Source organism: Nocardia sichangensis (assembly GCF_047200615.1).
Lineage (GTDB): Bacteria > Actinomycetota > Actinomycetes > Mycobacteriales > Mycobacteriaceae > Nocardia > Nocardia sichangensis.
This window is the reverse complement of the sequence record NZ_JBJZOK010000011.1, coordinates 168,562-191,486: the sequence shown is the minus strand read 5'-3', so window position 1 is coordinate 191,486 and position 22,925 is coordinate 168,562. Positions and strand designations below refer to the sequence as shown.

Below are 22,925 nucleotides of genomic sequence, written 5' to 3'. Positions count from 1 at the left end.
TCGATGGCGTTTCCGCGACGCGAGTCTCCCCGAACCTGTCGGTGACCCGCTGAGTGCGGACGCGCAACCCGTGTTCGGTGGCATCTGCGCGCGGAAGCGGTGCGGCAGTGGATGGTGCCAGGCAGCAGGACCGGACCCGTGCGCGAATTCGATGCCCGGGGAGATCGGCGTGTTCCGAATCACGCTCGCTTGCGCGACGAGTCCACGGTAGCGGCAAGGCCACCGCGCACAGCATTTCGCGCGGCCCGCACGAGCACGTGGTGCAGATCATCGAATTCACGACCTGCGATCCGTCGGTGGCGACGAGCACACTGTCAGCTACCTGGCACTATGTCGAGGGCGGCACCGACATCCAGGAGGTACCCGACGGTCTGTCGAGCTTAATCGCGCTCGACGACAACAAACTCGGGCGGCGGAACTCGCTGGGCAAACTCGCGGCCAAGGCCGAGGCGGCACGCTGAACGATAGCGGGCTCATGGCGACCGCCCGCACCCGTGCCTACAGTGGGATGGATGTCGCCGATGGACGAGAGGCACCCGTCCACCGTCTCCGACTGGGACGACGCGCGACGCCGATCTCGGCTGCGGGACACGAGCCTGGGGCACGGGTGGAAGACGTTGCGCCGCACCAGGGTGACGCTGCTTCGGGTGGCCGCACTGCTGCTGGCCGGACTCGTGGTGTTCGCGCAGTACTGGAAGTACGACGTCGCGCCGGAACAGGCGCGACTGGCGCGCACCGAGCCCGCCATCCTGCCCGTCGCCCCGCCGGTGGACCCGCAGAACTGGGACACCGTCGTGGTGGATCTGGTCGGGCTCGGCGGGCTCGACGCCAGTGACACCGCCGCCGCGCTGCCCGCTCTGCGCAGGATGGGCATGGTGTGGGCGATCCGCTACGACAATCAAGGTATCGACACCAAGGTGATCGCCGACCTCGTCGTGCGCGCCGCCGAACTGTCGGGCCTGCGCAACATCGTGCTCGTCGGCCACAGCATGGGCGGCGTGATCGCACTGGAGGTCGCCGAGCACATCCACCGGGACAGCGACCGCAGACTGGTCGGGGTGATCCTGGACTGCACGCCGGTCGACCTGAACGCGGTCCGTCCGGAAAGTCGCGGGCGCGGTGAGGACATGCTGCGGTGGATGGGCTGGCTGCCCGGTGCGCGGGAAAGCCGCATGCTCCGGCTGGCCGTGGAGACCTACGCTCGCCGGGACCGTTTCGTCGACCGGGGCGACGGGCTGCCCGGCATCCGGTTCGGCCAACTGGGCCAGGTGCTGGCGGAAGTGATGCGGGAGAAGATCGTCTCGCGCGACGCGGCGAGCAACGGTCTGATCGAATCCCAGTTCACCGCAATCGTGGCCGGTGGCGCGACGGACGACCTGCGCGCCCTCGCCCAGCCCGTGGCCGACAAGCCACGGCCCGCCATCGTCTTCATCCGGCCGCGCGACGCGAGCGCCGACCGCGTGGTCGACGTCGAGTACTCCCATCGGGTGCTGATCGAGCGGTCCGGCGGAGTGGACGGCACGCTGCTGGTGGTGCTGGCGCGAAACACCGGGCACGCGAATCCGATGCAGCGGCCCCGGGAATACAACACGGTGATCGAGCAGCAGATTCTGCCGTTCGTGCAGCGCTACCAGCAGCAGGTCCGGTCGACGACGGTGGCAGCGCCGCCCCGCTGAGGGGTTCGAACCAGGGTGAGACAAACCGTTTTCGCGCCGGTTTCGTCTTGTTCTAATTCGCCTTATGTTCCGACCAAGTACGTTCCGGTCCGGCCTCCGTGGCCGCGCGACCGCCGCATTGCTCGCCGTGGCGACCGTTGCGACCCTCGGACTCACCGGCTGCGCGAAGGACGACAAGCCGGTCGGTCCCACCGCCGAAGGACCACTGCCGACCGAGGTTCCCGCAGGCACCACCCTCGTGGTCGCCGACCAATCCGAGCGCCTGCAATCGGTGCTGCGCATCTCCGGCGAGCTCGACAAGCTTCCGTTCAAGGTGGAGTTCGCCAACTTCGTCGGCGGTCCCGCCATCCTGGAGGCGTTCCGGGCGGGCGCCGCCGACGTCGCCCAGGTCGGCGACGTCCCGCCGATCCACGCCTTGGTGGCCGGGCAGGACGTCCCGATCATCGCGTCCTACCAGACCAGCACCACCGCCCTGAAACTCGCGGTGGCGCCGGGCAAGTCGGTGACGAAGCTCGCGGATCTGAAGGGCAAGAAGATCGCCTACGCGGAGGGCACGGCACAGCAGGCCGCCGTGCTGCGCGCCATCGACAAGGCCGGGCTCACCACCTCCGACGTGCAGCTGGTCCGGCTGCAACTGGCCGAGTTCCTCGATGCCGTGCGCACCGGCCAGGTCGACGTCGCGCCGCTGATCGAGCCGAACGTCACCCGGTTCCTGCGCACGCCGGGCACCTCGCTGGTCCCCGACTCCGAGACCGTAGGTCTCTACGGCGGTCTCGCCTATCTGTACGCCCGCCGCGCGGTCGTGCGGGATCCGGCGAAGGCGGCCGCCACCCGGGCGCTGGTCGGCGCGTTCGTCCGCGCCTACCAGTGGGCCAACACCCACCCGGAGGACTGGGCGCGCCGCTACTACGTGGACAACCAGAAGGTGAGCGCCGACGACGCCAAGCGCATCGTCGACTCGCTGGGCACCTACGTCTTCCCGCATCTGGACCAGCAGTTGGTCGACCGGCAGCAGGCCACCATCGACGCCATCGCCAAGGCGGGCGAACTGCCCAAGAAGGTGCAGGCGTCCAACGGCTTCGACCTGCGCTTCGACGCCGCGATCACGCAAGCGGTCACCGAGAGCGGCGCGTCGTTCGAACCGAAGGCACGCTGATGGCGACCCTCGACGCCGGGGTGCTGCGCCGCTTCGGCCTCGGCCGCTCCACGGCGGAACCGATACTGGCGAAACGCAAACCGACCCGGCCGCGCCTCGGTCCTGGCCGCCCCATCCCGTTCGGCATCGCGGTGGGACCGGCGTTGCTGATCGCCGCCTGGGTGGCCGGTTCGGCCACGGGCGCTTTGGATCCGGAGACCCTGCCCGCGCCGTGGACGGTCGCCGAGACCGCCGGTGACCTGCTCGCCGACGGCCGTTTACAGAGCAATCTGCTGACCTCGGTGCAGCGCGCCGTGATCGGGCTCGGGCTCGGTGTCGCGATCGGCCTGGTGCTGGCGCTGCTGGCCGGGCTGAGCCGGGTCGGTGAAGCGTTGGTGGACGGGCCGATCCAGATCAAGCGCGCCATTCCGACGCTCGCGCTGATTCCGCTGTTCATCGTGTGGTTCGGCATCGGCGAGGAAATGAAGCTGGTGGTGATCACCACCAGCGTGGCGATCCCGATCTACCTGAATACGCACGCGCACCTGCGCAGCGTCGACGCCAGGTATGTGGAACTCGCCCAGACCGTCGGACTGTCGCGGTGGGGATTCGTCCGCCGGATCGCGCTGCCGGGATCGCTGCCCGGCTTCTTCACCGGCCTGCGGCTGGCCGTCACGATCTCCTGGCTGGCGCTGGTCGTGGTGGAACAGGTCAACGCCACCAGCGGCATCGGTTACCTGATGACCCAGGCCCGCACCTACGGCCAGATCGACATCATCGTGGTCGGCCTGGTGATCTACGGCCTGCTCGGCCTGTTCGGCGACATCCTGGTGCGCGCGGTGGAAAGGAAGGCGCTGTCATGGCGGCAGACACTCGGGGACTGAACGTCGTCCGCGCCCGGCGGCTGCGCCGTGGCTTCGGCGACCGGGTGGTGCTGCGCGACATCGACATCGACATCGCGCGCGGCGAGTTCGTCGCGCTGCTCGGCCGCAGCGGTTCGGGCAAGAGCACGCTGCTGCGGGCGCTCGCCGAATTGGACTACGACGTGCCGGGTTCCGGCGAATTGAGCGTGCCCACCGAGCGTTCGGTGGTGTTCCAGGACTCCCGGTTGCTGCCCTGGGTGCGGGTGCTCGACAACGTGACCCTCGGTCTAGGAGGTTCGGACGCCGCCGGTCGCGGTCGCGCGGCACTGGCCGAGGTCGGGCTCGCGGGCCGGGAGAAGGCCTGGCCCAAGGAGCTTTCCGGTGGCGAGCAACAGCGTGTCGCCTTGGCGCGTTCGCTGGTGCGCGAACCCGAGCTGCTGCTGGCGGACGAACCGTTCGGCGCGCTGGACGCGCTGACCCGGATCAAGATGCACGCACTGCTGCAGGACCTGTGCGCCGAGCATCGGCCCGCCGTGCTGCTGGTCACCCACGATGTGGACGAGGCGGTGCTGCTGGCCGACCGTGTCCTGGTGCTCGACGACGGGCGCATCGCGGTGGACCAGCGCATCGACCTGGAACGCCCCCGCCGCCACGGCGATCCCGCCTTCCTGCGGCACCGTTCCCTGCTGCTGGCCAGCCTGGGCGTCGACGTCGTCGACACGCCCACCGACGAGAAGAAAGCCTCATGACCGCACCGCGCCAACTCAGCCTCAACGCCTTCATCTACCCCTCCGGCCACCACGAGGCGGCATGGCGGCATCCGTCGAGCAGCCCCGAACGGATCTACGACGTCGCCTACTACCAGGAGATCGGACGCACCGCCGAAGCGGCGAAACTGGACGCGGTGTTCTTCGCCGACGGACCCGCCCTGCACAACAACGTGAAGCACAACGCGACCTCCGGCCTGGAACCGATCACCCTGCTCACCGCGATCGCCACCGCGACGACGCATCTCGGCCTCATCGCCACCGCGTCGACCACGTACTACGAGCCCTACAACCTGGCCAGGCTGTTCTCCACGCTGGACCACATCTCCCGCGGCCGGGCGGGCTGGAACATCGTCACCACCGGCACCGATCTCGCCGCGGCGAACTTCGGTCTGGACAAGCATCCCGACCATGCCGAACGGTACGCCCGTGCTCGGGAATTCGTCGACGCCGTGGTGGCGCTGTGGGACAGCTGGGAGGACGACGCCATCGTCCTGGACCAGGCCTCAGGCGTGTACGCCGACCCGGAGAAGATCCACCAGATCGACTTCGCCGGCGAATACCTGCGGGTGCGTGGACCGTTCAACGCGCCGCGCACGCCGCAGGGCCACCCGGTGCTGGTGCAGGCGGGCGCGTCGAACGACGGGCGGGCGTTCGCGGGCAAGTACGCCGAGGCGATCTTCACCGCGCATCAGCGGCTCAGCGACGCCCAGGCGTTCTACGCCGACATCAAGGAGCGGGCCCGTGGCTTCGGCCGCGACCCCGAGCACATCAAGATCCTGCCGGGGATCAGCCCGTTCATCGCCGACACCGAGGCGGCGGCCAAGAAATTGGAGCAGGAGTTCAACGAGCTCACCGTGCCGGAATACGGCCTGGCCCAGTTGGAGGGCATCGTCGGGATCAGCCTGCGGCACCTGCCGCTGGACGAGCCGATCCCGGTCGATTTGTTCGACGCGGCGGGCGATGTGACCGACAACGGGAAGAGCCGCTTGCAGGTCGTGGCGGGCATCGTGCAGCGCGAACGGCCGACCGTGCGCGGCCTGCTGCACCGCCTCGCCGGTGCGCGCGGCCACCGGGTGTTCGCCGGAACCCCCGAGCAGGTCGCCGACACCATCGAGGAATGGTTCCGCAACGGCGCGGCCGACGGGTTCAACGTCATGCCGCCGTACTACCCGGGCGGACTGGAGATCTTCGCCGAGACGGTCGTGCCGATCCTGCAGGAACGCGGCCTGTTCCGCACCGAGTACACCGGCACCACGCTGCGCGACCACTTCGGCCTGCCCCGCCCCGACAGCCGTTTCGCCCCGCAGCCCGCGCTGGCCCGGTGAGCGGCGCCGACGAAAGCGACTGTCCGCCTGGGCGCCGGGCTGTCCGCCACAGGACGGCGCCGGTGCATGCGATGGGTCGGCCCCGCGCGTTCGGTGCGGGGCCGGCCGACGCCGTGCCCCGCTCACGGGTCGGGCATTCGAAGTCGGTCGCACACGCTAGCGTGCGCGTCTTCGATCCACACGCTGTGCTGGTCGACTCGAACCAGCGAGTCGGGTTCCAGGGCAATGCGAGCCAGGTGCGCTCCGGGTGCTGGTGGTCGGCCGGTTCCGAGTCTCCTGCTGTCGTGTCGCGGGTTGCCTCCACCACGCCGGTTGTGCGGTTCGCCTCGGGCAGCGGCTTCGGGCCGGATGTGATCGGGCGGAGCGCGGTCTCGCGGCATCGATCGGCGATGCGATGAGCGAGCGGTCCGTCGTAGCGGGCGACATCGGCGGCGTGCGGTTGCGGTCGCTGACCTGGACGGTGTTCGTGCCGATGGTGGTGTACGGCATCGGGTCCGGCGCGGCGGCGCCGATGTACGCGCTGCGCGCGCTCGACCTGGGCGCGTCGGCCGGGCTGGCGGGGATCATCGTCGCGCTGTCCGGGTTGGGCATGGTGCTCACCGACCTGCCCGCGGGGCGGGTCGTCGCGACCATCGGGGAACGCGGTGCGCTTGCGGTGGGTTCGGTGGTCGGTGCGATCGGCGTGCTCGCGGCGATCGTGGCGCCGAATGTCGGCGTGCTCGCGCTGGGCATGCTGCTCAACGGTGCGGCGGGCGCGGTGTGGGGCCTGGCTCGCCAGTCCTATCTGGTTGCCGTGGTGCCCCCGAACGACCTCGGCCGCGCGATGTCGACGCTGGCCGGTTCCATGCGGCTGGGGTTCTTCTGCGGACCGTTCCTCGGTGCGGCCGTGGTGCATTCGCTCGGTCCCAACGGCGCGTTGTGGTTGCAGTTGGTGACCACGGTGGTGTCCGGCGCGGCCATGGCGGCGATCCGATCGCCGGAGGGATCGGGCGAGGCGGGCGCGGGGCACGCGCTGACGGCGATCGTGGTCGAGCACCGCAGGACCCTCGGCACACTCGGCCTGGCCGCGCTGCTGGTCGGGGCCGCGCGTGCGGCCCGGCTGGCGCTGCTTCCGTTGTGGGCCGCGCACATCGGACTGAGCGCGTCGACCACCAGTTTGGTGTTCGGCCTGGCGGGCGCGGTGGACGTGCTGATGTCGTATCCGGCGGGCGTGTGGCTGGATCGCTACGGCAGGCGGGCGACCGGCGTGCCGTCGATGGTCCTGTTCGCCGCCGGTTTCGGTGTGCTGCCGTGCACTTCCTCGGTGCTCGGGCTCGGTTGCGCCGCTGTGCTGCTCGGGCTGGCCAACGGCATGAGCAACGGGCTGATCATGACGGTCGGCGCTGATGTCGCGCCCGACGGGCAGCGGGCGGAGTTCCTCGGGGCCTGGCGGCTCACCCACGACATCGGCATGTTCGTCGGACCGGTGGCGGTCGGCGCGATCAGCGCCGTGACCGTGCTCGGCGGAGCGGCCATCGCGCTCGCGCTCACCGCCGCGGCGGGCGCCTACACGATGCATCGCTGGTTTCCGGGCGTGGTCGGGGCGCCAGGGCGGCGGTCGGCCCAGACCGGGTAGGCGCTCGGCCTCGCCGCGGTTGCGCGGATTCGAGAATTTCCACTGGTGGCACGTGTCGCTAGGGTCTGGTCATCGGAGTGCGTCGGTATGGTGCTGCGGCATGTCCCTATCGTTCCTTCGGCGATCCGGCCTGGTCGCCGCCTCGATAAGTATGTGCGTCGCGGTCACGCTCGGGGTGGCCCCTGCGACAGCGGAAAGCCCGACGACCGGGCAATTGAGCGGGATCGAGCTGCTCGATCCCGCGTGGACTTTCCCCAAGGCCGCGGTGTCGCTCGGGATCGGTTACACCACGACCGATCAGCACGGCGCACCCGCGCAGGCATCCGGTGCGCTCTATCTGCCCCCGGGCCTGCCGCCGCAGGGAGGATGGCCGCTGGTGGTGTGGGCACACGGAACCGCGGGCATCGGCGATGCCTGCGCGCCGTCGCGCCGCCCGCAGTCCGAGCGGAACATCACCTATTTCGACCAGATCCTGGAGAACGGGTACGCGGTACTGGCTCCCGACTATCAAGGCCTCGGCACCCGCGGGCAGTTCAGCTACTACAACACGAACGTCGAGGGGATGTCGATAATCGACGCGGTCGCGGCGATGCGCACGACTCCGATTCCGCTATCACGCAGATGGGCCTTGGTCGGTCAGTCGGAGGGAGCGCACGCGGTGATGAGCGCGGCCGGTCTGTATGCCGAGAAAGGCGGTTCCGCTACGGGGTTGAGCGGAGTGGTGGCCACCGGGCTGCGCACCGACCCGAGCAAGAGCCTGCCGGAGATGTTCCGGGCGGACTCGACCGGCTCCAAGAACCAGATCGCCTACGCCGCGTACTATCTGGCCTCGCTGGAGGAACTGAACCCCGGCAGCGTCACCCCGTACCTGTCCGATTTCGGCAAGGACTTCGTGGAAAGAGCGGCCCACGAATGCCTTTCGCATCTGGTCGAGCGCGCCGACGGCCGCCGACCGTCGGCGCTCGTCGCCGACCCCGACCGGCCGACGCCCACCTTCGCCGAAGACATCGCCGCCCTGACGGGATATCCGGAAGACCGGTTCACCAGCGATCTCCTGATCGGCTACGGCACCGCGGACATCGATGTGCCTCCGACCGACACCGCGAACTACGGGAAAGAACTGCAAGAGCTGAACCCCGGAATACGAGTGACGGTCCAGCAGTACCCCGGCAAGGACCACAGCGGCGCGTTCCTGGCATCGCTTCCGGATGCGCTGGGATTCCTGAACACGCACCTGCGCTGACGCTCGGCGCGCACCCGCGAGGGAACAGTCGCTGTCGACTGCTTCGGAAACGGCCGCTACACCTACTGCGGAACCGTGATCGGGACGCCCCCGGCGTCAGCGGACGCGGGTGCCGAGCAAGTGCCGCACGCCCGCGACGAACAATTGCAGGCCGAAGTCGAAACGGGCGGTGGGGTCGGTGGTCTCCTCCAACGGCGAGGCGCCCTCGGGCAGGGCGCCCGCCGAGTCCATCTGCATCCTGGACTGCTCGTCCACGGTCTCACCGAGGACGTAGTAGAGCAGCGTGAACGCCGCGAGTTCGGCCTCCTGGCGCGGCATGCCCGCGCGGATGGCGGCGCTCACCAGCCGTTCTCGCCCTTTGCTCGTGGTGAGCCGGGACGCGTAGGTCGCCGACACCAATTCGGCGCCGTCGCGATAGGCCAGCAAGCAGTCGCGCAGCCGGTGCGCCAGTTCGGTGATCTGCCCGGACCATTCCTCGGCCGCGATCGGGTCCTCCATGGGCGCGAGGATCTTGTCCGCGACCGCGCCGAGCAGCGCCTGCTTGTTCGGAAAGTGCCAATACAACGCGCCGGGCTGCACCTGGAGCGAGCCGGCCAACCTGCGCATGGTGAGGTCGGCCAGGCCGTATCGGTCCAGAATCGCGATGGCTCCGTCGACCACGTCCGCCCGGTGCAGCTGCACTCGATGCCCTTCCCGTCGTGCTTTGACTCACTCCTACCGCTACCCTAGCCTGAACACCGTTCAAGTTGCACGGCCACCTCGGCCGGACGAAGGGATTCGTGCAGTGACCCAGGCACCTGTAGACACCGAAATCTTGTCGATCGCCCGCGAGCAGGTGCTCGAGCGCGGGGTGGGGCTGACCCAGGAGCAGACGCTGGAGGTGCTACGGCTCGGTGACGACCGGCTGGAGGAGTTGCTCGCCCTGGCGCACGAGGTGCGCATGAAGTGGTGCGGCCCCGAGGTCGAGGTCGAGGGCATCATCAGCCTCAAGACCGGCGGTTGCCCGGAGGACTGCCACTTCTGCTCGCAGTCGGGCCTGTTCCAGTCGCCGGTGCGCGCCGCGTGGCTGGACATTCCCAGCCTGGTGGAAGCCGCCAAGCAGACCGCGAAGACCGGCGCCACCGAGTTCTGCATCGTGGCGGCCGTGCGCGGTCCCGACGAGCGCCTGATGGCCCAGGTGGCCGCCGGTGTCGAGGCGATTCGCAACGAGGTGGACATCCAGGTCGCCTGCTCGCTGGGCATGCTCACCCAGGAGCAGGTGGACCAGTTGGCCGCCATGGGTGTGCACCGCTACAACCACAACCTGGAGACCTCGCGGTCCTACTTCCCGAACGTGGTGACAACGCACACCTGGGAGGAGCGCTGGGACACCCTGCGCATGGTCCGCGAAGCGGGCATGGAGGTCTGCTGCGGCGGCATCCTCGGCATGGGCGAGACGCTGGAGCAACGCGCCGAGTTCGCCGCGAACCTGGCCCAACTCGAGCCCGACGAGGTGCCGCTGAACTTCCTCAACCCGCGTCCGGGTACGCCCTTCGGCGACCTGGAGGTGCTGCCCGCGTCCGACGCGCTGCGCGCCGTGGCCGCGTTCCGGCTCGCGCTGCCGCGCACCATGCTGCGCTTCGCGGGCGGCCGGGAGATCACCCTCGGTGACCTCGGCGCCAAGCAGGGCATCCTGGGCGGCATCAACGCCGTCATCGTCGGCAACTACCTGACCACCCTCGGCCGCCCGGCCGAACAGGACCTGGACCTGCTCGGCGAGCTGAAGATGCCGATCAAGGCGCTCAACGAAACGCTCTGACCGGCTCGGTTGCGACGAAGAGGCGAGCGAGCATGAGTACTGTCATGGACATGGACGAGCGCTACAACCCGTTCACCGGCAAGCGAATCGTGCCGGGCCTCGACGACGCGATCCCGGCCGCCGCCGCGCTGGGCCTGGAGCCGCCGCGCTTCTGCGAACAGTGCGGACGCCGCATGATCGTGCAGGTGAGCCCGGACGGCTGGTGGGCCAAGTGCTCCCGGCACGGCGTCGTCGACTCGGCCGAACTGGAACGCCGCTAGTGGCGTCGCCGTTGCGCGGTGAGGTGCGGGCGGCGGCTGTGGTCGCCGTCGCCGTGGTGGTGGTGAGCGCGCTCGCCGGTGTCGGCTGGGGCCTGCTCGCGCCGACCGAGCGGCTGCTCGTGGTCGAGCCGGGTCGCGGTGTCGGACTGACCGGGGAGAGTGCGCATCAGTTCGACGCGCTGGCGTTGTTCGTCCTCGCGGGGGCGGTGCTCGGATTGCTGTGCGCACTGGCCGTGTGGCGCTGGCGCTCGGCGCGTGGGCCGCTGTTGCAGCTGGGCCTGCTGATCGGTTCCGGCCTGGGTGCGGTGGTGATGGCCGGTGTAGGGGAGCAGGTCGCCGAGTGGTCGCATCCGCGCCCGCACGACCCACCGGTGGGCCAGATCGTCACCTTGCCGATCGAACTCGGCAGCGACCTCGCGCTGATCGTGCAGCCGCTGATCGCGTCGTTCGTCATGCTGTTCCTCGCGGCGCTGAGTACCTCGGCGGATCTCGGCAGTGGCCGCCGCGCCGCCCGGAAGGAGGAAGCCTCCTACGACGGCCAGGGCGCCTTCATGCCCTATGGTGACGCTGCGAGCAGCGCAGAGCTGCCCTATGGTGGCTACCAGCCTGCCCCAGAGGGATATTCGCTGCCCGAATATCGCCAGCGCCGCTGACGCGTCGTCCGGCACGTCGCCGCGACGGGGAAGGTTTTCCGAACCACTTCGGGGTCGGGAACTCGTGGCGTGCTGGGAAGGAATGGGACGTGGCCTTCGTGGGTGGCGGTCCGGTCGTCGAAGAGCTCGACGCCAAGTTCTGGCGGGTGACCGAACCACTGGTCTATCGCGGTGCGAGTGAGGAATTCGTGGTCCCAGCTGGTTTCCGGACGGACTTCGCCTCGGTGCCGCGCCCGTTGATCTGGCTGATTCCCCGCTACGGCAGCTATACCCGTGCCGCCATCCTGCACGACTACCTGCTGAGCACGAACACGGTCGGCGTGGCCGACGCCGACGGCATCTTCCGCCGATGCCTGCACGAACTCGGAGTCTCCCTGCCACGCCGCTGGATGATGTGGGCGGCCGTGCGCGCGGCGCACCGGTTACGCGGCGCGAGTGCGGGCGACGTCGCCCGGTTCGTCGTCGTCGCGGTCCCTTCGGTGTTCTTCCTCGCCGTTCCCGCGACCGTGGTGACGGTGTTCCTCCTGTTGTTCTGGTTGGTGGAGTTGGCCTTCTGGGCCGGGTCGCGCCTAACGCAGCGGACCGAAGCTCCGCCGCCCGGTCCGCAGATGAAGACCGCCTGACCGACCTGGGGTCTCGGTGCGAACTTCGTGCGCGCTGCTGGCGAGCCTCGCGCCGGCGAGCCCGGCCGGGGCGCCGGATCCGCGCGGGCAACCCGCCACCGGCGCGGACGAGTTCTCGGCTGCCGCAGCGGCGCACGAGTTACGGTGCCGATATGAGCGACGGATCGCCCAGGCTCCCCACCCTCGTCGTCGTCAGTGGCCCGCCGGGGTCGGGCAAGACGACGCTCGCGCACGCTCTCGCCCGGGCGATCGGCTGCCCAGCCATCTGCCGGGACGAGATCAAGGAGGGCATGGTCCACGCGACGGAGAACTACGCCCCGAGCCGCTCGAACGAGCTGAACCTCCGCACGCTGCCGGTGTTCTTCCAGACGCTGGAACTGCTCCTGCGGGCCGGTGTCACGGTGGTGGCCGAAGCCGCCTTCCAAGACCGGCTGTGGCGTCCCGGCCTCACGCCGCTGCGCGCTCACGCCCAGCTCCGCATCGTGCACTGCACGATCGATCCAGCTCTCGCGACACAGCGAATCCACCAGCGCCACCGTTCGAATCCGCTCCGCCGCGCCCACGACGATCCAGACCACCCCGCACCCGCCGCCTTCCAGCGCATCTCCCTCGACGCGCCGACACTCGAGGTCGACACCACCTCCGCCTACCGCCCCGACCTCCCGGCGATCGTCGCCTTCCTCGACGCCTCCTCATGATCAACGGCACACGACGGAGGGCCTTCTCGCGAAATGCCGCAACCATGTGCCGCTGATCTTGAAAATCCGTTGGAGCCGACGTGGGCGCGAGGATATGGTGGGCGGCCGGAGTGGCCGAGGGTTGTCGGAAAGGGGCTGGGGTGGTGAAGACCGCGCACGCGGTGGAGGACGGGGCGGCTTCTGCGCGGGGCGAACGGGCCGATCTGGCGGCGTGGCGGCGGCGGGATGCGCTGCGTCGCGGTAATGCGGCGCGGCCCATTCCGAGCAAACGGCAGTACCGTCGCCGGGACAAGCATCGCAAGACTGCGGCAGAAGGCTGAGCAATGCCTGACCGCCGCTTCCGCGGCCGGCATCTGGCGTACCCGCCGATATCGCCGGCTTTCCGGCCGGTTACGAAGGGCCGGGTGGGCGCAGCGCCGCGAATTCGTCTGTCACGCGCAGGCCGGAGTCGGTGAAGCGGTACACCGCGGCGGGGCGGCCGCCCGCGCGGCCGGGGGCGGCGGTGGCTCCGGTGGGGGTGATCACCTTGCGGCGGGAGAGAACTCGCTGAAGGTTCGTAGTGTCCACGTCGTAACCGAGTGCGGCGCAATAGATTTCGCGCAGTGTCGACATGGTGAACCGGTCCGGCGCGAGAGCGAAGGCGATGTTGGTGTAGGACAGTTTCGCCGCCAGCCGGGTGCGGGCGTGGTCGACTACCGTGCGGTGGTCGAAGGACATGTCCGGCAGTGCCGACACCGGGTGCCAGGCGGTGTCCGGGGGCAGCTGCGGGTCGGCGGTCAGCGGGACCAGCCCGAGGTAGGCCGAGGCGATGCGGCGCGGGCTCGGCACCCGATCGGGAGCGCTGAACACGGAGAGCTGTTCCAGATGACTCAGCTCGCGCACGTCGACCTTCTCGGCGAGCTGGCGGCGCGCGGAGGCGTCGAGGTCCTCGTCGTCGCCGAGACGTCCGCCGGGGAGCGACCAGGTGCCCTTCTGCGGGTCGAGTGCGCGTTCCCACAACAACACCGCGAGTTCGGTCCGCTGGTCGGGCGGGCAACGTAGCAGCATGCCTTCTGCCCGGTCGGCGGGGGCGTGACCTGCGGCGATGTCCCGGGGGTAGCGACGAACCTGGAACACCGCGGTGAGCGATTCGTGGATGGTGCTACTATGGGCCACGTTTTCGATTATAAGTCGAAAACCTGGTTTGGTGCGAATCGGCGGTGTAGCCGACCGCACGAGGAAGGGAGCCATCCATGGCGACGACGGGTGCGAAACTGGCGCCCCCGCTGATGGGGCAGGTGTTCGACGGACCCTCCGGGTTCGCGGGTGTCGAGGCGACGCCGGAGTGGGCGCAGGAAGTCAAGCGTCTGGCCAGGGAGCGCAACGCGACGATCCTGGCGCACAACTATCAGCTGCCGGAGATCCAGGACGTGGCCGACCACGTCGGCGACTCGCTGGCGCTGTCGCGGATCGCGGCCGAGGCGCCCGAGGACACCATCGTGTTCTGCGGCGTGCACTTCATGGCCGAGACCGCCAAGATCCTGAGCCCGGCGAAGACCGTGCTCATCCCCGATCAGCGTGCGGGATGTTCGCTCGCGGATTCGATCAGCGCCGACGAACTGCGCGCCTGGAAGGCCGAGCACCCGAACGCGGTGGTCGTGTCCTACGTGAACACCACGGCCGAGGTGAAGGCGCTCACCGACATCTGCTGCACCTCCTCCAACGCGGTGGACGTGGTCGCCTCGATCGACCCGGACCGCGAGGTGCTGTTCCTGCCGGACCAGTTCCTCGGCGCGCACGTCAAGCGGGTCACCGGCCGCACGAACATGCACATCTGGGCGGGCGAGTGCCACGTGCACGCGGGCATCAACGGCGACGAGCTCACCGAGCAGGCGCGTACCCACCCGGACGCGGAACTGTTCGTGCACCCCGAATGCGGGTGCGCCACCTCGGCGCTGTACCTCGCGGGCGAGGGCGCGTTCCCGGCCGATCGGGTGCACATCCTGTCCACCGGAGGCATGATCGACGCGGCCAAGGCGGCGAAGTCGAATCAGGTGCTCGTGGCCACCGAGGTCGGCATGCTGCACCAGCTGCGCAAGGCCGCCCCCGGCATCGACTTCCAGGCCGTGAACGACCGGGCGTCGTGCAAGTACATGAAGATGATCACTCCGGCGGCCCTGCTTCGCTGCCTGGTCGAGGGCCGTGACGAGGTCCACGTCGATCCGGAAACCGCCGCGCTGGGCCGCAACTCGGTGCAGCGGATGATCGCGATCGGCAATCCCGGCGGCGGTGAATGAGTCCGACCGCTGCCCTCGCGGCGGCGGGTCGCTCTCCGGCGCAACGCGCTGACCACAGCGCCCGCGCCGCGGAACGTTCGCGGATCGGAAGACAGAGAGGCGCGGGGCGATGACAACCCGGGTTTCCATCGACTGGGAGGCCGAGGCCGATCTGGTCGTGATCGGCGGTGGCGTCGCGGGACTGACCGCGGCGCGCACCGCGTCACTGCGCGGGCTGCGGGTGCTCACGCTCAGCAAGGGCGGGCCGACGGATACGTCCACCCAGTACGCCCAGGGCGGCATCGCCGTCGTGGCGCCGCACGGTGACTCGGTCGAGTCACACGTGCACGACACGGTGGAGGCGGGCGTCGGCCTGTGCGACGTGGACGCCGTGCGCTCCATCGTCGAGGGCGGGCAGGACGCGGTGGCCGCGCTGACCGACCTGGGCGCGGTGTTCGACCTCGGCCGCGACGGCCAGATCTCGCGGACCCGCGAGGGCGGCCACAGCACCCGCCGGATCATCCATGCCGGGGGCGACGCCACCGGCGCCGAGGTGCAGCGGGCGCTGAACGAAGCCGGCTTGCCGGTGCTGTTCGGCGCGGCCGTCGGCGAGATCGTCACGGGGCCGAACGGTGTGCGGGGCGTGGTCGCGCTGTCGGACCGAGGTTTCGGTGTCGTGCACGCGCCCGCTGTGTTGCTGGCCACCGGCGGGCTCGGCCAGTTGTACGCGCTGAGCACCAATCCGCCGGGCGCCACCGCCGACGGCATCGCGCTCGGGCTGTGGGCCGGCGCCGCCGTCGCCGACCTCGAATTCGTGCAGTTCCACCCGACGGTGCTGTACACCCCCGGCGGTATCGGGCGCAGGCCGCTGATCAGCGAAGCGGTGCGCGGCGAAGGTGCGACATTGGTCGACACCGAAGGCAACGCGGTGACCGAGGGGGTGCATCCACGGGGCGATCTCGCGCCTCGCGATGTCGTCTCCCGCGCCATCGCCGCGCGCATGCGGGCGCTGGGCACCGAGCACGTTTATCTCGACGCCCGCTCGATCGACGGTTTCCCGCAGCGGTTTCCGACGATCACCGCCTCGTGCCTGGCGGCGGGCATCGATCCGCGCACCGACCTCATCCCGGTCGCGCCTGCCGCGCATTACCAGTGCGGGGGCGTCGTCACCGACACTCACGGCCGTACCGCAGTACCCGGCCTGTACGCGGCCGGAGAGGTCGCGCGCACCGGACTGCACGGGGCGAACCGGTTGGCGTCCAACAGTCTGCTGGAGGGGCTGGTGGTCGGCGAGCGCGCCGGAGCCGCCGCCGCCGAGCGGCTCGGTGAGCGGGCCCGGGTGAGCGAGATCCCCACTCGCGTAGCCGATTACGTCGACCGCGACGTAGTGCAGCACCTGATGACCACGCACGCCTCGGTGGTCCGCGACCGCGCCGGACTCGCGGAAGCGCTCAAGCGACTCGACGACGTGGTCACCAACCGCGACACGCTCGCCGCCGCCACCCACCCGATCGCCGGAATCGAGGACGCCGCACTCACTCTCGCGGCCCGCGCGCTGCTGCTGGCCGCGCTCGCCCGCACCGAGAGCCGCGGCTGTCACACCCGGTCCGATCACCCGGACGCCCTGCCCGAACTCCGCCACAGCCTCCCGATCCGGCTCAACGGCGACGGCGTCCCCGAGTACGCCCCCATTCCCTGATCACACGCACCGAGCGCGGCATCCGGTGGACCGCGAGAACCCCGCTCGGTCAGAGAGGAACGCTTCGATGGCTCTGGACGACGCCCTGGATCGCGACGAGGTGCTGCGCGTCATCCGCGCCGCGCTGGACGAGGACCTGCGCTACGGCCCGGACGTCACGACGACGGCCACCGTGCCCGCGGACGCGGTGATCAAGGCATCGGTGGTGTCGCGGGAACCGGGAACCGTGGCCGGGCTCGACGCCGGGCTGCTGGTGCTCGACGAGGTGATCGGCGCGGACGCCTACGAGATCACCGACCGCGTCGCCGACGGCACCCGGGTGTCGCCCGGACAGTCCGTGCTGACCTTGATCGCGCCCACCCGTGGGCTGCTCACCGCGGAGCGCACCATGCTCAACCTGGTGTGCCATCTGTCCGGCATCGCGACGGCGACAGCCGCCTGGGTGGACGCCGTCGCGGGCACCCGCTGCCGCATCCGGGACAGCCGCAAGACGCTGCCCGGACTGCGCGCGCTGCAAAAGTACGCCGTGCGGGTCGGCGGCGGCGTCAACCACCGGATGGGTCTCGGCGACGCCGCCCTGATCAAGGACAACCACGTGGTCGCCGCGGGGTCGGTGGTCGAGGCGTTGCGCGCGGTCCGCGCCGCCGCCCCCGACATCGCCTGCGAGGTCGAGGTCGACAGCCTCGAACAGCTCGACGCCGTGCTCGCCGAGAACGTGGAACTGGTACTGCTGGACAATTTCCCGCTCTGGCAGACCCAGGCGGCAGTGCAGCGCCGCAACGCCGCCTCACCGCGGACGAAACTGGAGTCCTCCGGCGGCCTGAGCCTCGACGTCGCCGCCGACTACGCCCGCACCGGCGTCGACTACCTGGCCGTCGGCGCGCTCACCCACTCGGTCCGCGTCCTCGACCTCGGACTGGACATGTAGGTACCCGCCCGAACGCGCAAGCCGCGCAGCGTGGCTCGGTCGGACTCGGCGAATGCGCGAATCTCCATGTCGCCCGAGCTACCCGGCGGTGCGCCGGGGCGCTCGGTCAGGCGGTGAGGTCCCGTTCCAGCGGCGTCCGGAAACGGGGAATGGCGCGCACGTCGCCGTACCATTCGGCGACTCGCTGCGCCTGCGCGGCGATCATCGCCTCGGCGTCGGTCCCCACGTCTTCGAGCAGGCGGTAGACGATCTCGCCGTCACCGCGCTGCGCCCAGCCGCCCACGATGCGCCCGTCCCACCAGACGGTGGGCCCGATGTTCCCGTTGCGATCGAACAGGTTCGGTGCGTGGGGGCCGAGGAACCATTCTCGAGCCTGCCAGCCCATGGGCGTCGGATCGAGCGCGGGAAGCAATGCCGCCCATGGTTCCGGGGTGGCGACCGGCTCCACGTCGTCGGCCAGTAGTACGCCCGTCACGCCATCGAGGTCGACCTCGATCAGCTCGAGCGCGCCGAGCGCCGCGCGCACCTCGCCCAGCGTCCACCCGGTCCACCACTTGATGTCGGACACCGGCGCGGGACCGAACGCGCGCAACCAGCGGCGGACCAGCTCGACGCGGGCTTCTGCGGCCGGAATCACGGGGACGGGGTCCGGCAACCACGATTCGATCGGCGCCCAGGTGTACTGGCTGCTGGTCCAGCTGCCGTTCGGCCGTCCGCGCACGATGCGGCCTTCGCAGCCGAGCGTCACCAGTACCCAGGTGGTGATGTTCGTCGGCTTCGAATACGGCTTGTCCGGCGCGGTGTTCACCTGGGTGCGCAAGCGGGGGACGTCCTTGCTCAGCTGCGCGCCGGTCGCCGCGCCGCGATCGAGCAGCGCCTTGTGCGTCTCGGTCTCGACTTCGGCCCACCAGCGCCGCACATCGCCGTCCCCGATGCCCGCCTGTTCCAGGTACTTGCCGTAGGTGCGCCGCTGTTTGTGCGCCAGCGCGTCCGCGCACGAACCCTGCAGGATCGCGACCAGCTCCACCGGCACGACGAACATGGTGCGGCGCATGGCCAGCATCCGCAGCAGCGAACGGTCGTCGTAGAGCGCCTGTTCGACATCCGCGGGCGCCAGCCCCTCGGCGCGGGCCGCGACGGAGAGGAAGACAGTCGCCGGATCGGTCGCGTGCAGGGCGACCAGCGAGCGGGCGATCTCCGCGACCTGTCCGGCCCGCTCCGGGATGGCCAGCCGGTGTCGCACCGCCAGCCGGGCGCGCCGCTCGGCGACATCAATCGAACGCATAGGCGAATCGTAGCGTTCGCACCGTCGGGTCAGAGGCCGAAGCGCTCCGGAGCCGGGCGCAGCGTCCGGCAGGCGTCGCGGACGGCCTCGGTCGCCGCCGGGCCGCACGCGCCCGCCGCGCCGCCGATCGGGATGCCGGTGCGGACGACCGCGTCCGCCTCGGCCGGCTTGTGCATCGCTTTGGCGATCTGCCGCAGCACGTGCGCGCAGCCGAGGACCGGATCGTTCGCCAGCCGATTGCAGTTGTCCTCGAACAAGGCGCGCGAGTCGTCGACCGGGAAGTTGCGCAGCACCGGATCCGCCGCGACCAGTTCGGCGACGGTGCCGCGTCCGCCGCCGACGTCGCGTCGTCGGCCACGGCGACCAGCGCGCACAGGGCCACGGCGGCGTCGCGAAAGGACCCGCCGCGCGATGCGTTCCGCCTGGCGAGCAGTTGTTCGCGCCAGGTCGCGGCGGTCTCGGGCGTCGGGTCCTGCCCCCAAAATTCTGGATCAGTCGGCAGGCTCCCAGGAGCGGACCAGGTCGAGCAAGCCGGGAAAGCGCGCCTCGAGATCGTCGACGCGGACCTGGCTGCGGCGTTCGAGTCCGTAGCGTCGCTGCCGGGTGACGCCCGCCTCGCGCAGGACCCGGAAGTGGTGCGTCAACGTGGATTTGGGGCGATCGATGCCGAACCAGGAGCACGACCGGTCGGTGTCGGGGGAGTCCAGTAGCAACCGGCGGACCATGGTCAGGCGCAGCGGGTCGCTCAGCGCGGCCAGCACGTGATCCAGTCGCAGGTCGGCGCGGGCCGGCTCGGGCAGGACGGAGGTGGCATCGGCGGTGTCGGCGGCCGCTGGCATCGCGTTCTCCTCGGATTTCGGACGACTTGTACGACTTCTATCGTACTAGGCGCCAAGTTCGATTACTGTCGTACCAGTACGAAAAAATTCGAACCAAGGAGTGGTGATGGGATCGACGGTGACGGTGCTACGCACGGAAGCACCACGGACGGGCGGACGTTCGGTGTGGGCGGCGGCGTGGCCGGTGTTCGCGGTGTTCGTGTTGTCGAACGCGCCGACCCCGCTGTACGTGGTGTGGCAGCGGGCGATCGGCTTCTCCGCCGGGACGCTGACCGCGGTGTTCGCCTGCTACATCGCCGGATTGCTGGGTGCGCTGCTGGTCGCGGGCGTGGTGTCGGACCGGGTGGGTCGCAAACCGGTGCTGCTGCCCGCGGTGGCGGCGGCGGTGGCGGCCTGTGTGTTGTTCGCGGTCGCGCAGTCGGTCCCGCTGCTGGCCCTGGCGCGGCTGTTGACCGGCCTGGCGGTCGGCGCGACGGTGTCGGCGGGAATGGCGGCGGTCACCGATGTGGGCGGGTCCGACCGCAAACGGGTCGCCGCGCTGGCCGCGTCCACGGCGATGGTGCTGGGAGCCGGGAGCGGGCCATTGCTGGCAGGCATCCTGTCCGAAGCGCTGCCCGGCCCGACGGTGACGGTCTTCCTGGTCGAGATCGCCGTGCTCACTACGGCTTTCGCGGTGGTGGCCCGGTTGCCTCTGCCCGCCGGTGCCGGCGGGCGCGGACCGTGGATCCGGATCCCGTCGGTCGAAAGGGAAGGTCGCACCGCGGTGCTGCTGGGGATCGCGGTGTTCGGACCGGGCATCACCGCGACGTCGTTCGTCCTGTCGCTGGGGCCGTCGGTGCTGGCACATCTGCTCGGTGTCGCCGACCGGGTGCTCGCCGGTGCGGTGGCGTTCGCGATGTTCCTGGCCGCGACCGGAGTCCAGTTCGCGGCCCGGCGGTTCGGTGTGGGCGTCATCCTGCTCGGCGGCACGATCGCGACCGTGACGAGCATGGCCGCGCTGGTGCTCTCACTGGTCGCGACCTCGCTTCCGCTGTTCGTGACGGCGGCCGTGCTCGCCGGTGCCGGTCAGGGGCTCGGCCAGTTCGGCGGACTGACGGCGATCAGCGCGAGCGTGCCGGGCGAGCGGCTGGCCGAGGCCAACGCCGCGCAGAACGTCGGGGGGTATCTCCCCGCCGCGGTGCTACCGCTGGCCGCCGGGTTTCTCGGCGACGCTTATGGATTGAGCGCAGGTGTGATCGCGTTCGGCGTGGCGGTCGGCCTCGCGGCCGCAGCGGGCGGACTACTCGTCGTGGCGCGCCTGCGTCGCGATGCCGCGCTGACGGCGTGACATCATCCGGGGATGCGATGGGCATCTCTCGTATCGTGCTGCGCGTTGGCCGGTGTGCTCCTGACGACAGTTCTTGTGGCGCCACGAGTTTCGGCGGATGGGGACTGCGCCGTCGATGTGGCGGTGCGCCCTGTTTCGCTGACCGTGGACGGGGAGGAGGCGACCGGCCGGGTATACGAGCCCTATCGGTGCGCCGAGGACGACGCGACCGCGCACGCGCTCGTGGTCGCGGTGCACGGGCACGATGGATCGTCGGCCGATTTCGCGGGCTACCTCGAGTCGATCGCCCGGCGCACCGCGACGCCGATCCTGTCGATGGATCTGCGCTCGGCGCAGAGCATGTGGCTCACCGGAGAATGGAATCTGTGGGCAGGGTGGCGCGACATCGTCGCCGCGACCACGTGGTACCGGGATACCCATCGCTCGATCACCCGCACGGTGCTGTGGGGCTGGAGCCAGGGCGGCATCACCAGTGGTCTCGCGGTGGCGCACGGCCCGCGCGGGATGTTCGACTACTGGGTCGACAATTACGGTCCCGCCGACGATTTCACGATGTGGTTGGGCGCCGGGTCCGTGGATCCGGCGCTGCCCGCGCAGATCGAGCGCGACGCGGGTGGCTGCCCGCCCGCCACCTGCCCGCTCGGCTACGCCGAACGCTCGCCCGCGCTGCTGGCGGCCCGGATGGACGTGCGGCGGGCGTTTCTCGTGCACGGCACCGCCGACGACGTGGTGCCGTATGCCACCAGCGTCGAGATGCGCGCGGGGCTGCTCGCCGCGGGCCGACCCACCTCGATGTACACCGTCGTGACCGGGCGCGATCTGAACGGGCAAGTGGTTCCCGGCGACCACAGCGTCGGACCGGCCCTCTTCGAGGGCGGTTGCGTCGTCGAGCGCCTGCTGCTCGGCGCGGAGCCGGTCGACGGCCCGGATCGCGACTACCTCGTGGACGTCGCGCACGACGTCGTCACCGCACCGGCCGCCCCGCCGGGCGCGAAGTGCGCGGCGTGAGGGAACACGATCGCAGTTGCGCGCAGTTGACCGAGAAGAACCGACGACGAAGTGAGGACGCGATGAGCAAACCCGCCGACCCGGCTTACCACTGGAACGGAGCGGATCTCGATCTGGACGCCTACCTGGCCCGGATCGGGTTCGACGGCGAGCGCGCCCCCACCGTCCGGACGCTGCACGAGCTGGTGCGGGCGCACACCACCGCGATCCCGTTCGAGAACCTGGAGATCATCCTGGGCCGATCGATCCCCCTGGATCTGGCGACCTTGCAGGACAAACTCGTGCGGCGCCGCCGCGGCGGTTACTGCTACGAGAACGTCGGACTGTTCGCGGCCGCGCTGGAACGGCTCGGATTCGGTGTCACCGGCCTCAGCGGTCGCGTGAGCATGGGCGCGGGCACGGCGCTGCGGCCTGCCACCCATGCCTTGCTGCGCGTGACGACCGCCGACGACGACCGCGTCTGGCTGTGCGACGTCGGCTTCGGCGCCGGACCGCTGGTGCCGTTCGAGTTGTCCGCGGGCGAATTCACCGGCGGCGACTGGCAGTTCCGGCTGGAGAGCAGGCGCGGCGAGCTGGATTCCGACCTGTGGGTACTGCACCAATTCGGCCGGGACGGGTGGATCGACCGGTACAGTTTCACCTTGAATCCGCAGTACGGCATCGACTACGCCGTCGGCAACCATTTCGTGTCTACCTCGCCGCGTTCCCCGTTCACCACCCGGCCGTTCGTGCAGCGTTTCCACCCGGAGGCCCACCACGTGCTGGACGGCACCACGCTCGTCACCGAGTACCCCGACGGCACCGGCAACACAAGGGAACTGGAGCCGACCGAGCTGCCCAAGGTCCTCGCGGAGGTGTTCGACATCGACCTCACCGAGGCCGATGCCGCCGCACTCGCGAATGCTCCGTGGATACGCGACTGACC

General features: G+C 70.1%; 25 protein-coding genes. 20 read left to right on the top strand and 5 right to left on the bottom strand.

What is annotated here, in order from left to right; translation table 11 throughout:
- Positions 1–260: 260 nt before the first annotated feature.
- From ACL03I_RS17970 to ACL03I_RS17935, 8 genes are all read left to right on the top strand, one after another.
- A complete protein-coding gene (locus ACL03I_RS17970) occupies positions 261–461 on the top strand; it encodes an SRPBCC family protein (RefSeq protein ID WP_412806510.1) in 201 nt (66 codons plus the stop codon).
- Between the two features lie 51 nt (positions 462–512).
- Positions 513–1,676, top strand: coding sequence for an alpha/beta fold hydrolase (locus ACL03I_RS17965; protein WP_397080467.1), 1,164 nt, complete (start codon positions 513–515; stop codon positions 1,674–1,676).
- A gap of 64 nt (positions 1,677–1,740) precedes the next feature.
- Positions 1,741–2,832 carry an ABC transporter substrate-binding protein gene (locus tag ACL03I_RS17960; RefSeq protein ID WP_355078298.1) on the top strand — a complete coding sequence of 364 codons (1,092 nt, stop codon included), beginning with the start codon at positions 1,741–1,743 and terminating at the stop codon, positions 2,830–2,832.
- Positions 2,832–3,695, top strand: a complete 864-nt coding sequence (locus ACL03I_RS17955) for an ABC transporter permease (RefSeq protein WP_355078297.1) — start codon at positions 2,832–2,834, stop codon at positions 3,693–3,695. The genes ACL03I_RS17960 and ACL03I_RS17955 overlap by 1 nt, the downstream gene beginning before the upstream one ends.
- On the top strand, positions 3,671–4,423 hold the full coding sequence (locus ACL03I_RS17950) for an ABC transporter ATP-binding protein (RefSeq protein ID WP_355078296.1): 753 nt from the start codon (positions 3,671–3,673) through the stop codon (positions 4,421–4,423). The genes ACL03I_RS17955 and ACL03I_RS17950 overlap by 25 nt, the downstream gene beginning before the upstream one ends.
- Positions 4,420–5,769, top strand: coding sequence for an LLM class flavin-dependent oxidoreductase (locus ACL03I_RS17945; RefSeq protein WP_355078295.1), 1,350 nt, complete (start codon positions 4,420–4,422; stop codon positions 5,767–5,769). The genes ACL03I_RS17950 and ACL03I_RS17945 overlap by 4 nt, the downstream gene beginning before the upstream one ends.
- Positions 5,770–6,163: 394 nt before the next feature.
- Positions 6,164–7,384 carry an MFS transporter gene (locus ACL03I_RS17940; RefSeq protein ID WP_355078294.1) on the top strand — a complete coding sequence of 407 codons (1,221 nt, stop codon included), beginning with the start codon at positions 6,164–6,166 and terminating at the stop codon, positions 7,382–7,384.
- A 100-nt stretch (positions 7,385–7,484) separates the two neighbouring features.
- Positions 7,485–8,627: an alpha/beta hydrolase family protein gene (locus ACL03I_RS17935; protein ID WP_412806509.1), complete on the top strand. Its 1,143-nt coding sequence runs from the start codon at positions 7,485–7,487 to the stop codon at positions 8,625–8,627.
- Positions 8,628–8,723: 96 nt separating this feature from the next.
- Here the strand turns inward: ACL03I_RS17935 and ACL03I_RS17930 are convergent, their stop codons facing one another.
- A complete protein-coding gene (locus ACL03I_RS17930) occupies positions 8,724–9,308 on the bottom strand; it encodes a TetR/AcrR family transcriptional regulator C-terminal domain-containing protein (protein ID WP_355078292.1) in 585 nt (194 codons plus the stop codon).
- A gap of 103 nt (positions 9,309–9,411) precedes the next feature.
- Between ACL03I_RS17930 and bioB the strand changes: the two genes are divergently transcribed.
- The 6 genes from bioB (at position 9,412) to ACL03I_RS17900 (ending at position 12,979) form a co-directional block, all read left to right on the top strand.
- Positions 9,412–10,425 carry a biotin synthase BioB gene (bioB, locus tag ACL03I_RS17925; RefSeq protein WP_355078291.1) on the top strand — a complete coding sequence of 338 codons (1,014 nt, stop codon included), beginning with the start codon at positions 9,412–9,414 and terminating at the stop codon, positions 10,423–10,425.
- Positions 10,426–10,457: 32 nt separating this feature from the next.
- Positions 10,458–10,685, top strand: a complete 228-nt coding sequence (bsaP, locus tag ACL03I_RS17920; RefSeq protein ID WP_355078290.1) for a biotin synthase auxiliary protein BsaP — start codon at positions 10,458–10,460, stop codon at positions 10,683–10,685.
- Positions 10,685–11,338 (top strand): DUF2567 domain-containing protein, encoded by a 654-nt coding sequence (locus ACL03I_RS17915; RefSeq protein WP_397279444.1) that lies wholly within the window; start codon positions 10,685–10,687, stop codon positions 11,336–11,338. The genes bsaP and ACL03I_RS17915 overlap by 1 nt, the downstream gene beginning before the upstream one ends.
- Positions 11,339–11,427: 89 nt before the next feature.
- Entirely contained in the window at positions 11,428–11,961 is a 534-nt protein-coding gene (locus tag ACL03I_RS17910) for a DUF1353 domain-containing protein (RefSeq protein WP_355078288.1), read from the top strand.
- 152 nt (positions 11,962–12,113) lie between these two features.
- Positions 12,114–12,659, top strand: coding sequence for a P-loop nucleotide/nucleoside kinase family protein (locus ACL03I_RS17905; protein ID WP_412806508.1), 546 nt, complete (start codon positions 12,114–12,116; stop codon positions 12,657–12,659).
- 140 nt (positions 12,660–12,799) lie between these two features.
- Positions 12,800–12,979: a hypothetical protein gene (locus ACL03I_RS17900; RefSeq protein WP_364430515.1), complete on the top strand. Its 180-nt coding sequence runs from the start codon at positions 12,800–12,802 to the stop codon at positions 12,977–12,979.
- Positions 12,980–13,049: 70 nt separating this feature from the next.
- On the opposite strand, the gene ACL03I_RS17895 is transcribed toward ACL03I_RS17900, so the two are convergent.
- On the bottom strand, positions 13,050–13,814 hold the full coding sequence (locus ACL03I_RS17895) for an NUDIX hydrolase (protein ID WP_364430512.1): 765 nt from the start codon (positions 13,812–13,814) through the stop codon (positions 13,050–13,052).
- Between the two features lie 77 nt (positions 13,815–13,891).
- On the opposite strand from ACL03I_RS17895, the gene nadA reads away from it, so the two are divergent.
- The 3 genes from nadA (at position 13,892) to nadC (ending at position 17,541) form a co-directional block, all read left to right on the top strand.
- Positions 13,892–14,935, top strand: a complete 1,044-nt coding sequence (nadA, locus tag ACL03I_RS17890) for a quinolinate synthase NadA (RefSeq protein WP_364430509.1) — start codon at positions 13,892–13,894, stop codon at positions 14,933–14,935.
- Positions 14,936–15,044: 109 nt separating this feature from the next.
- The gene (locus tag ACL03I_RS17885; RefSeq protein ID WP_355078284.1) at positions 15,045–16,613 is read left to right on the top strand and encodes an L-aspartate oxidase; all 1,569 of its coding nucleotides are present in this window, start codon (positions 15,045–15,047) and stop codon (positions 16,611–16,613) included.
- Positions 16,614–16,680: 67 nt separating this feature from the next.
- Positions 16,681–17,541: a carboxylating nicotinate-nucleotide diphosphorylase gene (nadC, locus tag ACL03I_RS17880; protein WP_355078283.1), complete on the top strand. Its 861-nt coding sequence runs from the start codon at positions 16,681–16,683 to the stop codon at positions 17,539–17,541.
- A gap of 106 nt (positions 17,542–17,647) precedes the next feature.
- Here nadC and ACL03I_RS17875 read toward each other — a convergent pair whose 3' ends face one another.
- The 3 genes from ACL03I_RS17875 to ACL03I_RS17865 form a co-directional block, all read right to left on the bottom strand.
- Positions 17,648–18,826 (bottom strand): winged helix DNA-binding domain-containing protein, encoded by a 1,179-nt coding sequence (locus ACL03I_RS17875; protein WP_412806507.1) that lies wholly within the window; start codon positions 18,824–18,826, stop codon positions 17,648–17,650.
- A gap of 29 nt (positions 18,827–18,855) precedes the next feature.
- Complete coding sequence (locus tag ACL03I_RS17870) at positions 18,856–19,200, bottom strand: hypothetical protein (RefSeq protein ID WP_412806506.1); 345 nt, start codon at positions 19,198–19,200, stop codon at positions 18,856–18,858.
- A gap of 117 nt (positions 19,201–19,317) precedes the next feature.
- The gene (locus ACL03I_RS17865; protein WP_355078280.1) at positions 19,318–19,665 is read right to left on the bottom strand and encodes an ArsR/SmtB family transcription factor; all 348 of its coding nucleotides are present in this window, start codon (positions 19,663–19,665) and stop codon (positions 19,318–19,320) included.
- Positions 19,666–19,771: 106 nt separating this feature from the next.
- Between ACL03I_RS17865 and ACL03I_RS17860 the strand changes: the two genes are divergently transcribed.
- From ACL03I_RS17860 to ACL03I_RS17850, 3 genes are all read left to right on the top strand, one after another.
- Positions 19,772–20,992, top strand: a complete 1,221-nt coding sequence (locus tag ACL03I_RS17860) for an MFS transporter (protein ID WP_412806505.1) — start codon at positions 19,772–19,774, stop codon at positions 20,990–20,992.
- 123 nt (positions 20,993–21,115) lie between these two features.
- Complete coding sequence (locus ACL03I_RS17855) at positions 21,116–22,000, top strand: alpha/beta hydrolase family protein (protein ID WP_412806504.1); 885 nt, start codon at positions 21,116–21,118, stop codon at positions 21,998–22,000.
- Between the two features lie 62 nt (positions 22,001–22,062).
- Entirely contained in the window at positions 22,063–22,923 is an 861-nt protein-coding gene (locus ACL03I_RS17850) for an arylamine N-acetyltransferase family protein (protein WP_412806503.1), read from the top strand.
- Positions 22,924–22,925: the final 2 nt, after the last annotated feature.

Excerpts from the sequence above, each read along its gene's own strand:
- bsaP (WP_355078290.1), top strand. The coding sequence starts at position 10,458 with ATGAGTACTGTCATGGACATGGACGAGCGCTACAACCCGTTCACCGGC.
- ACL03I_RS17865 (WP_355078280.1), bottom strand. The coding sequence starts at position 19,665 with ATGCCAGCGGCCGCCGACACCGCCGATGCCACCTCCGTCCTGCCCGAG.
- ACL03I_RS17935 (WP_412806509.1), top strand. The coding sequence starts at position 7,485 with ATGTCCCTATCGTTCCTTCGGCGATCCGGCCTGGTCGCCGCCTCGATA.
- ACL03I_RS17885 (WP_355078284.1), top strand. The coding sequence starts at position 15,045 with ATGACAACCCGGGTTTCCATCGACTGGGAGGCCGAGGCCGATCTGGTC.
- ACL03I_RS17955 (WP_355078297.1), top strand. The coding sequence starts at position 2,832 with ATGGCGACCCTCGACGCCGGGGTGCTGCGCCGCTTCGGCCTCGGCCGC.
- ACL03I_RS17960 (WP_355078298.1), top strand. The coding sequence starts at position 1,741 with ATGTTCCGACCAAGTACGTTCCGGTCCGGCCTCCGTGGCCGCGCGACC.
- nadA (WP_364430509.1), top strand. The coding sequence starts at position 13,892 with ATGGCGACGACGGGTGCGAAACTGGCGCCCCCGCTGATGGGGCAGGTG.
- ACL03I_RS17905 (WP_412806508.1), top strand. The coding sequence starts at position 12,114 with ATGAGCGACGGATCGCCCAGGCTCCCCACCCTCGTCGTCGTCAGTGGC.
- ACL03I_RS17940 (WP_355078294.1), top strand. The coding sequence starts at position 6,164 with ATGAGCGAGCGGTCCGTCGTAGCGGGCGACATCGGCGGCGTGCGGTTG.
- ACL03I_RS17850 (WP_412806503.1), top strand. The coding sequence starts at position 22,063 with ATGAGCAAACCCGCCGACCCGGCTTACCACTGGAACGGAGCGGATCTC.
- ACL03I_RS17875 (WP_412806507.1), bottom strand. The coding sequence starts at position 18,826 with ATGCGTTCGATTGATGTCGCCGAGCGGCGCGCCCGGCTGGCGGTGCGA.
- nadC (WP_355078283.1), top strand. The coding sequence starts at position 16,681 with ATGGCTCTGGACGACGCCCTGGATCGCGACGAGGTGCTGCGCGTCATC.
- ACL03I_RS17945 (WP_355078295.1), top strand. The coding sequence starts at position 4,420 with ATGACCGCACCGCGCCAACTCAGCCTCAACGCCTTCATCTACCCCTCC.
- ACL03I_RS17860 (WP_412806505.1), top strand. The coding sequence starts at position 19,772 with ATGGGATCGACGGTGACGGTGCTACGCACGGAAGCACCACGGACGGGC.
- ACL03I_RS17965 (WP_397080467.1), top strand. The coding sequence starts at position 513 with ATGTCGCCGATGGACGAGAGGCACCCGTCCACCGTCTCCGACTGGGAC.
- ACL03I_RS17950 (WP_355078296.1), top strand. The coding sequence starts at position 3,671 with ATGGCGGCAGACACTCGGGGACTGAACGTCGTCCGCGCCCGGCGGCTG.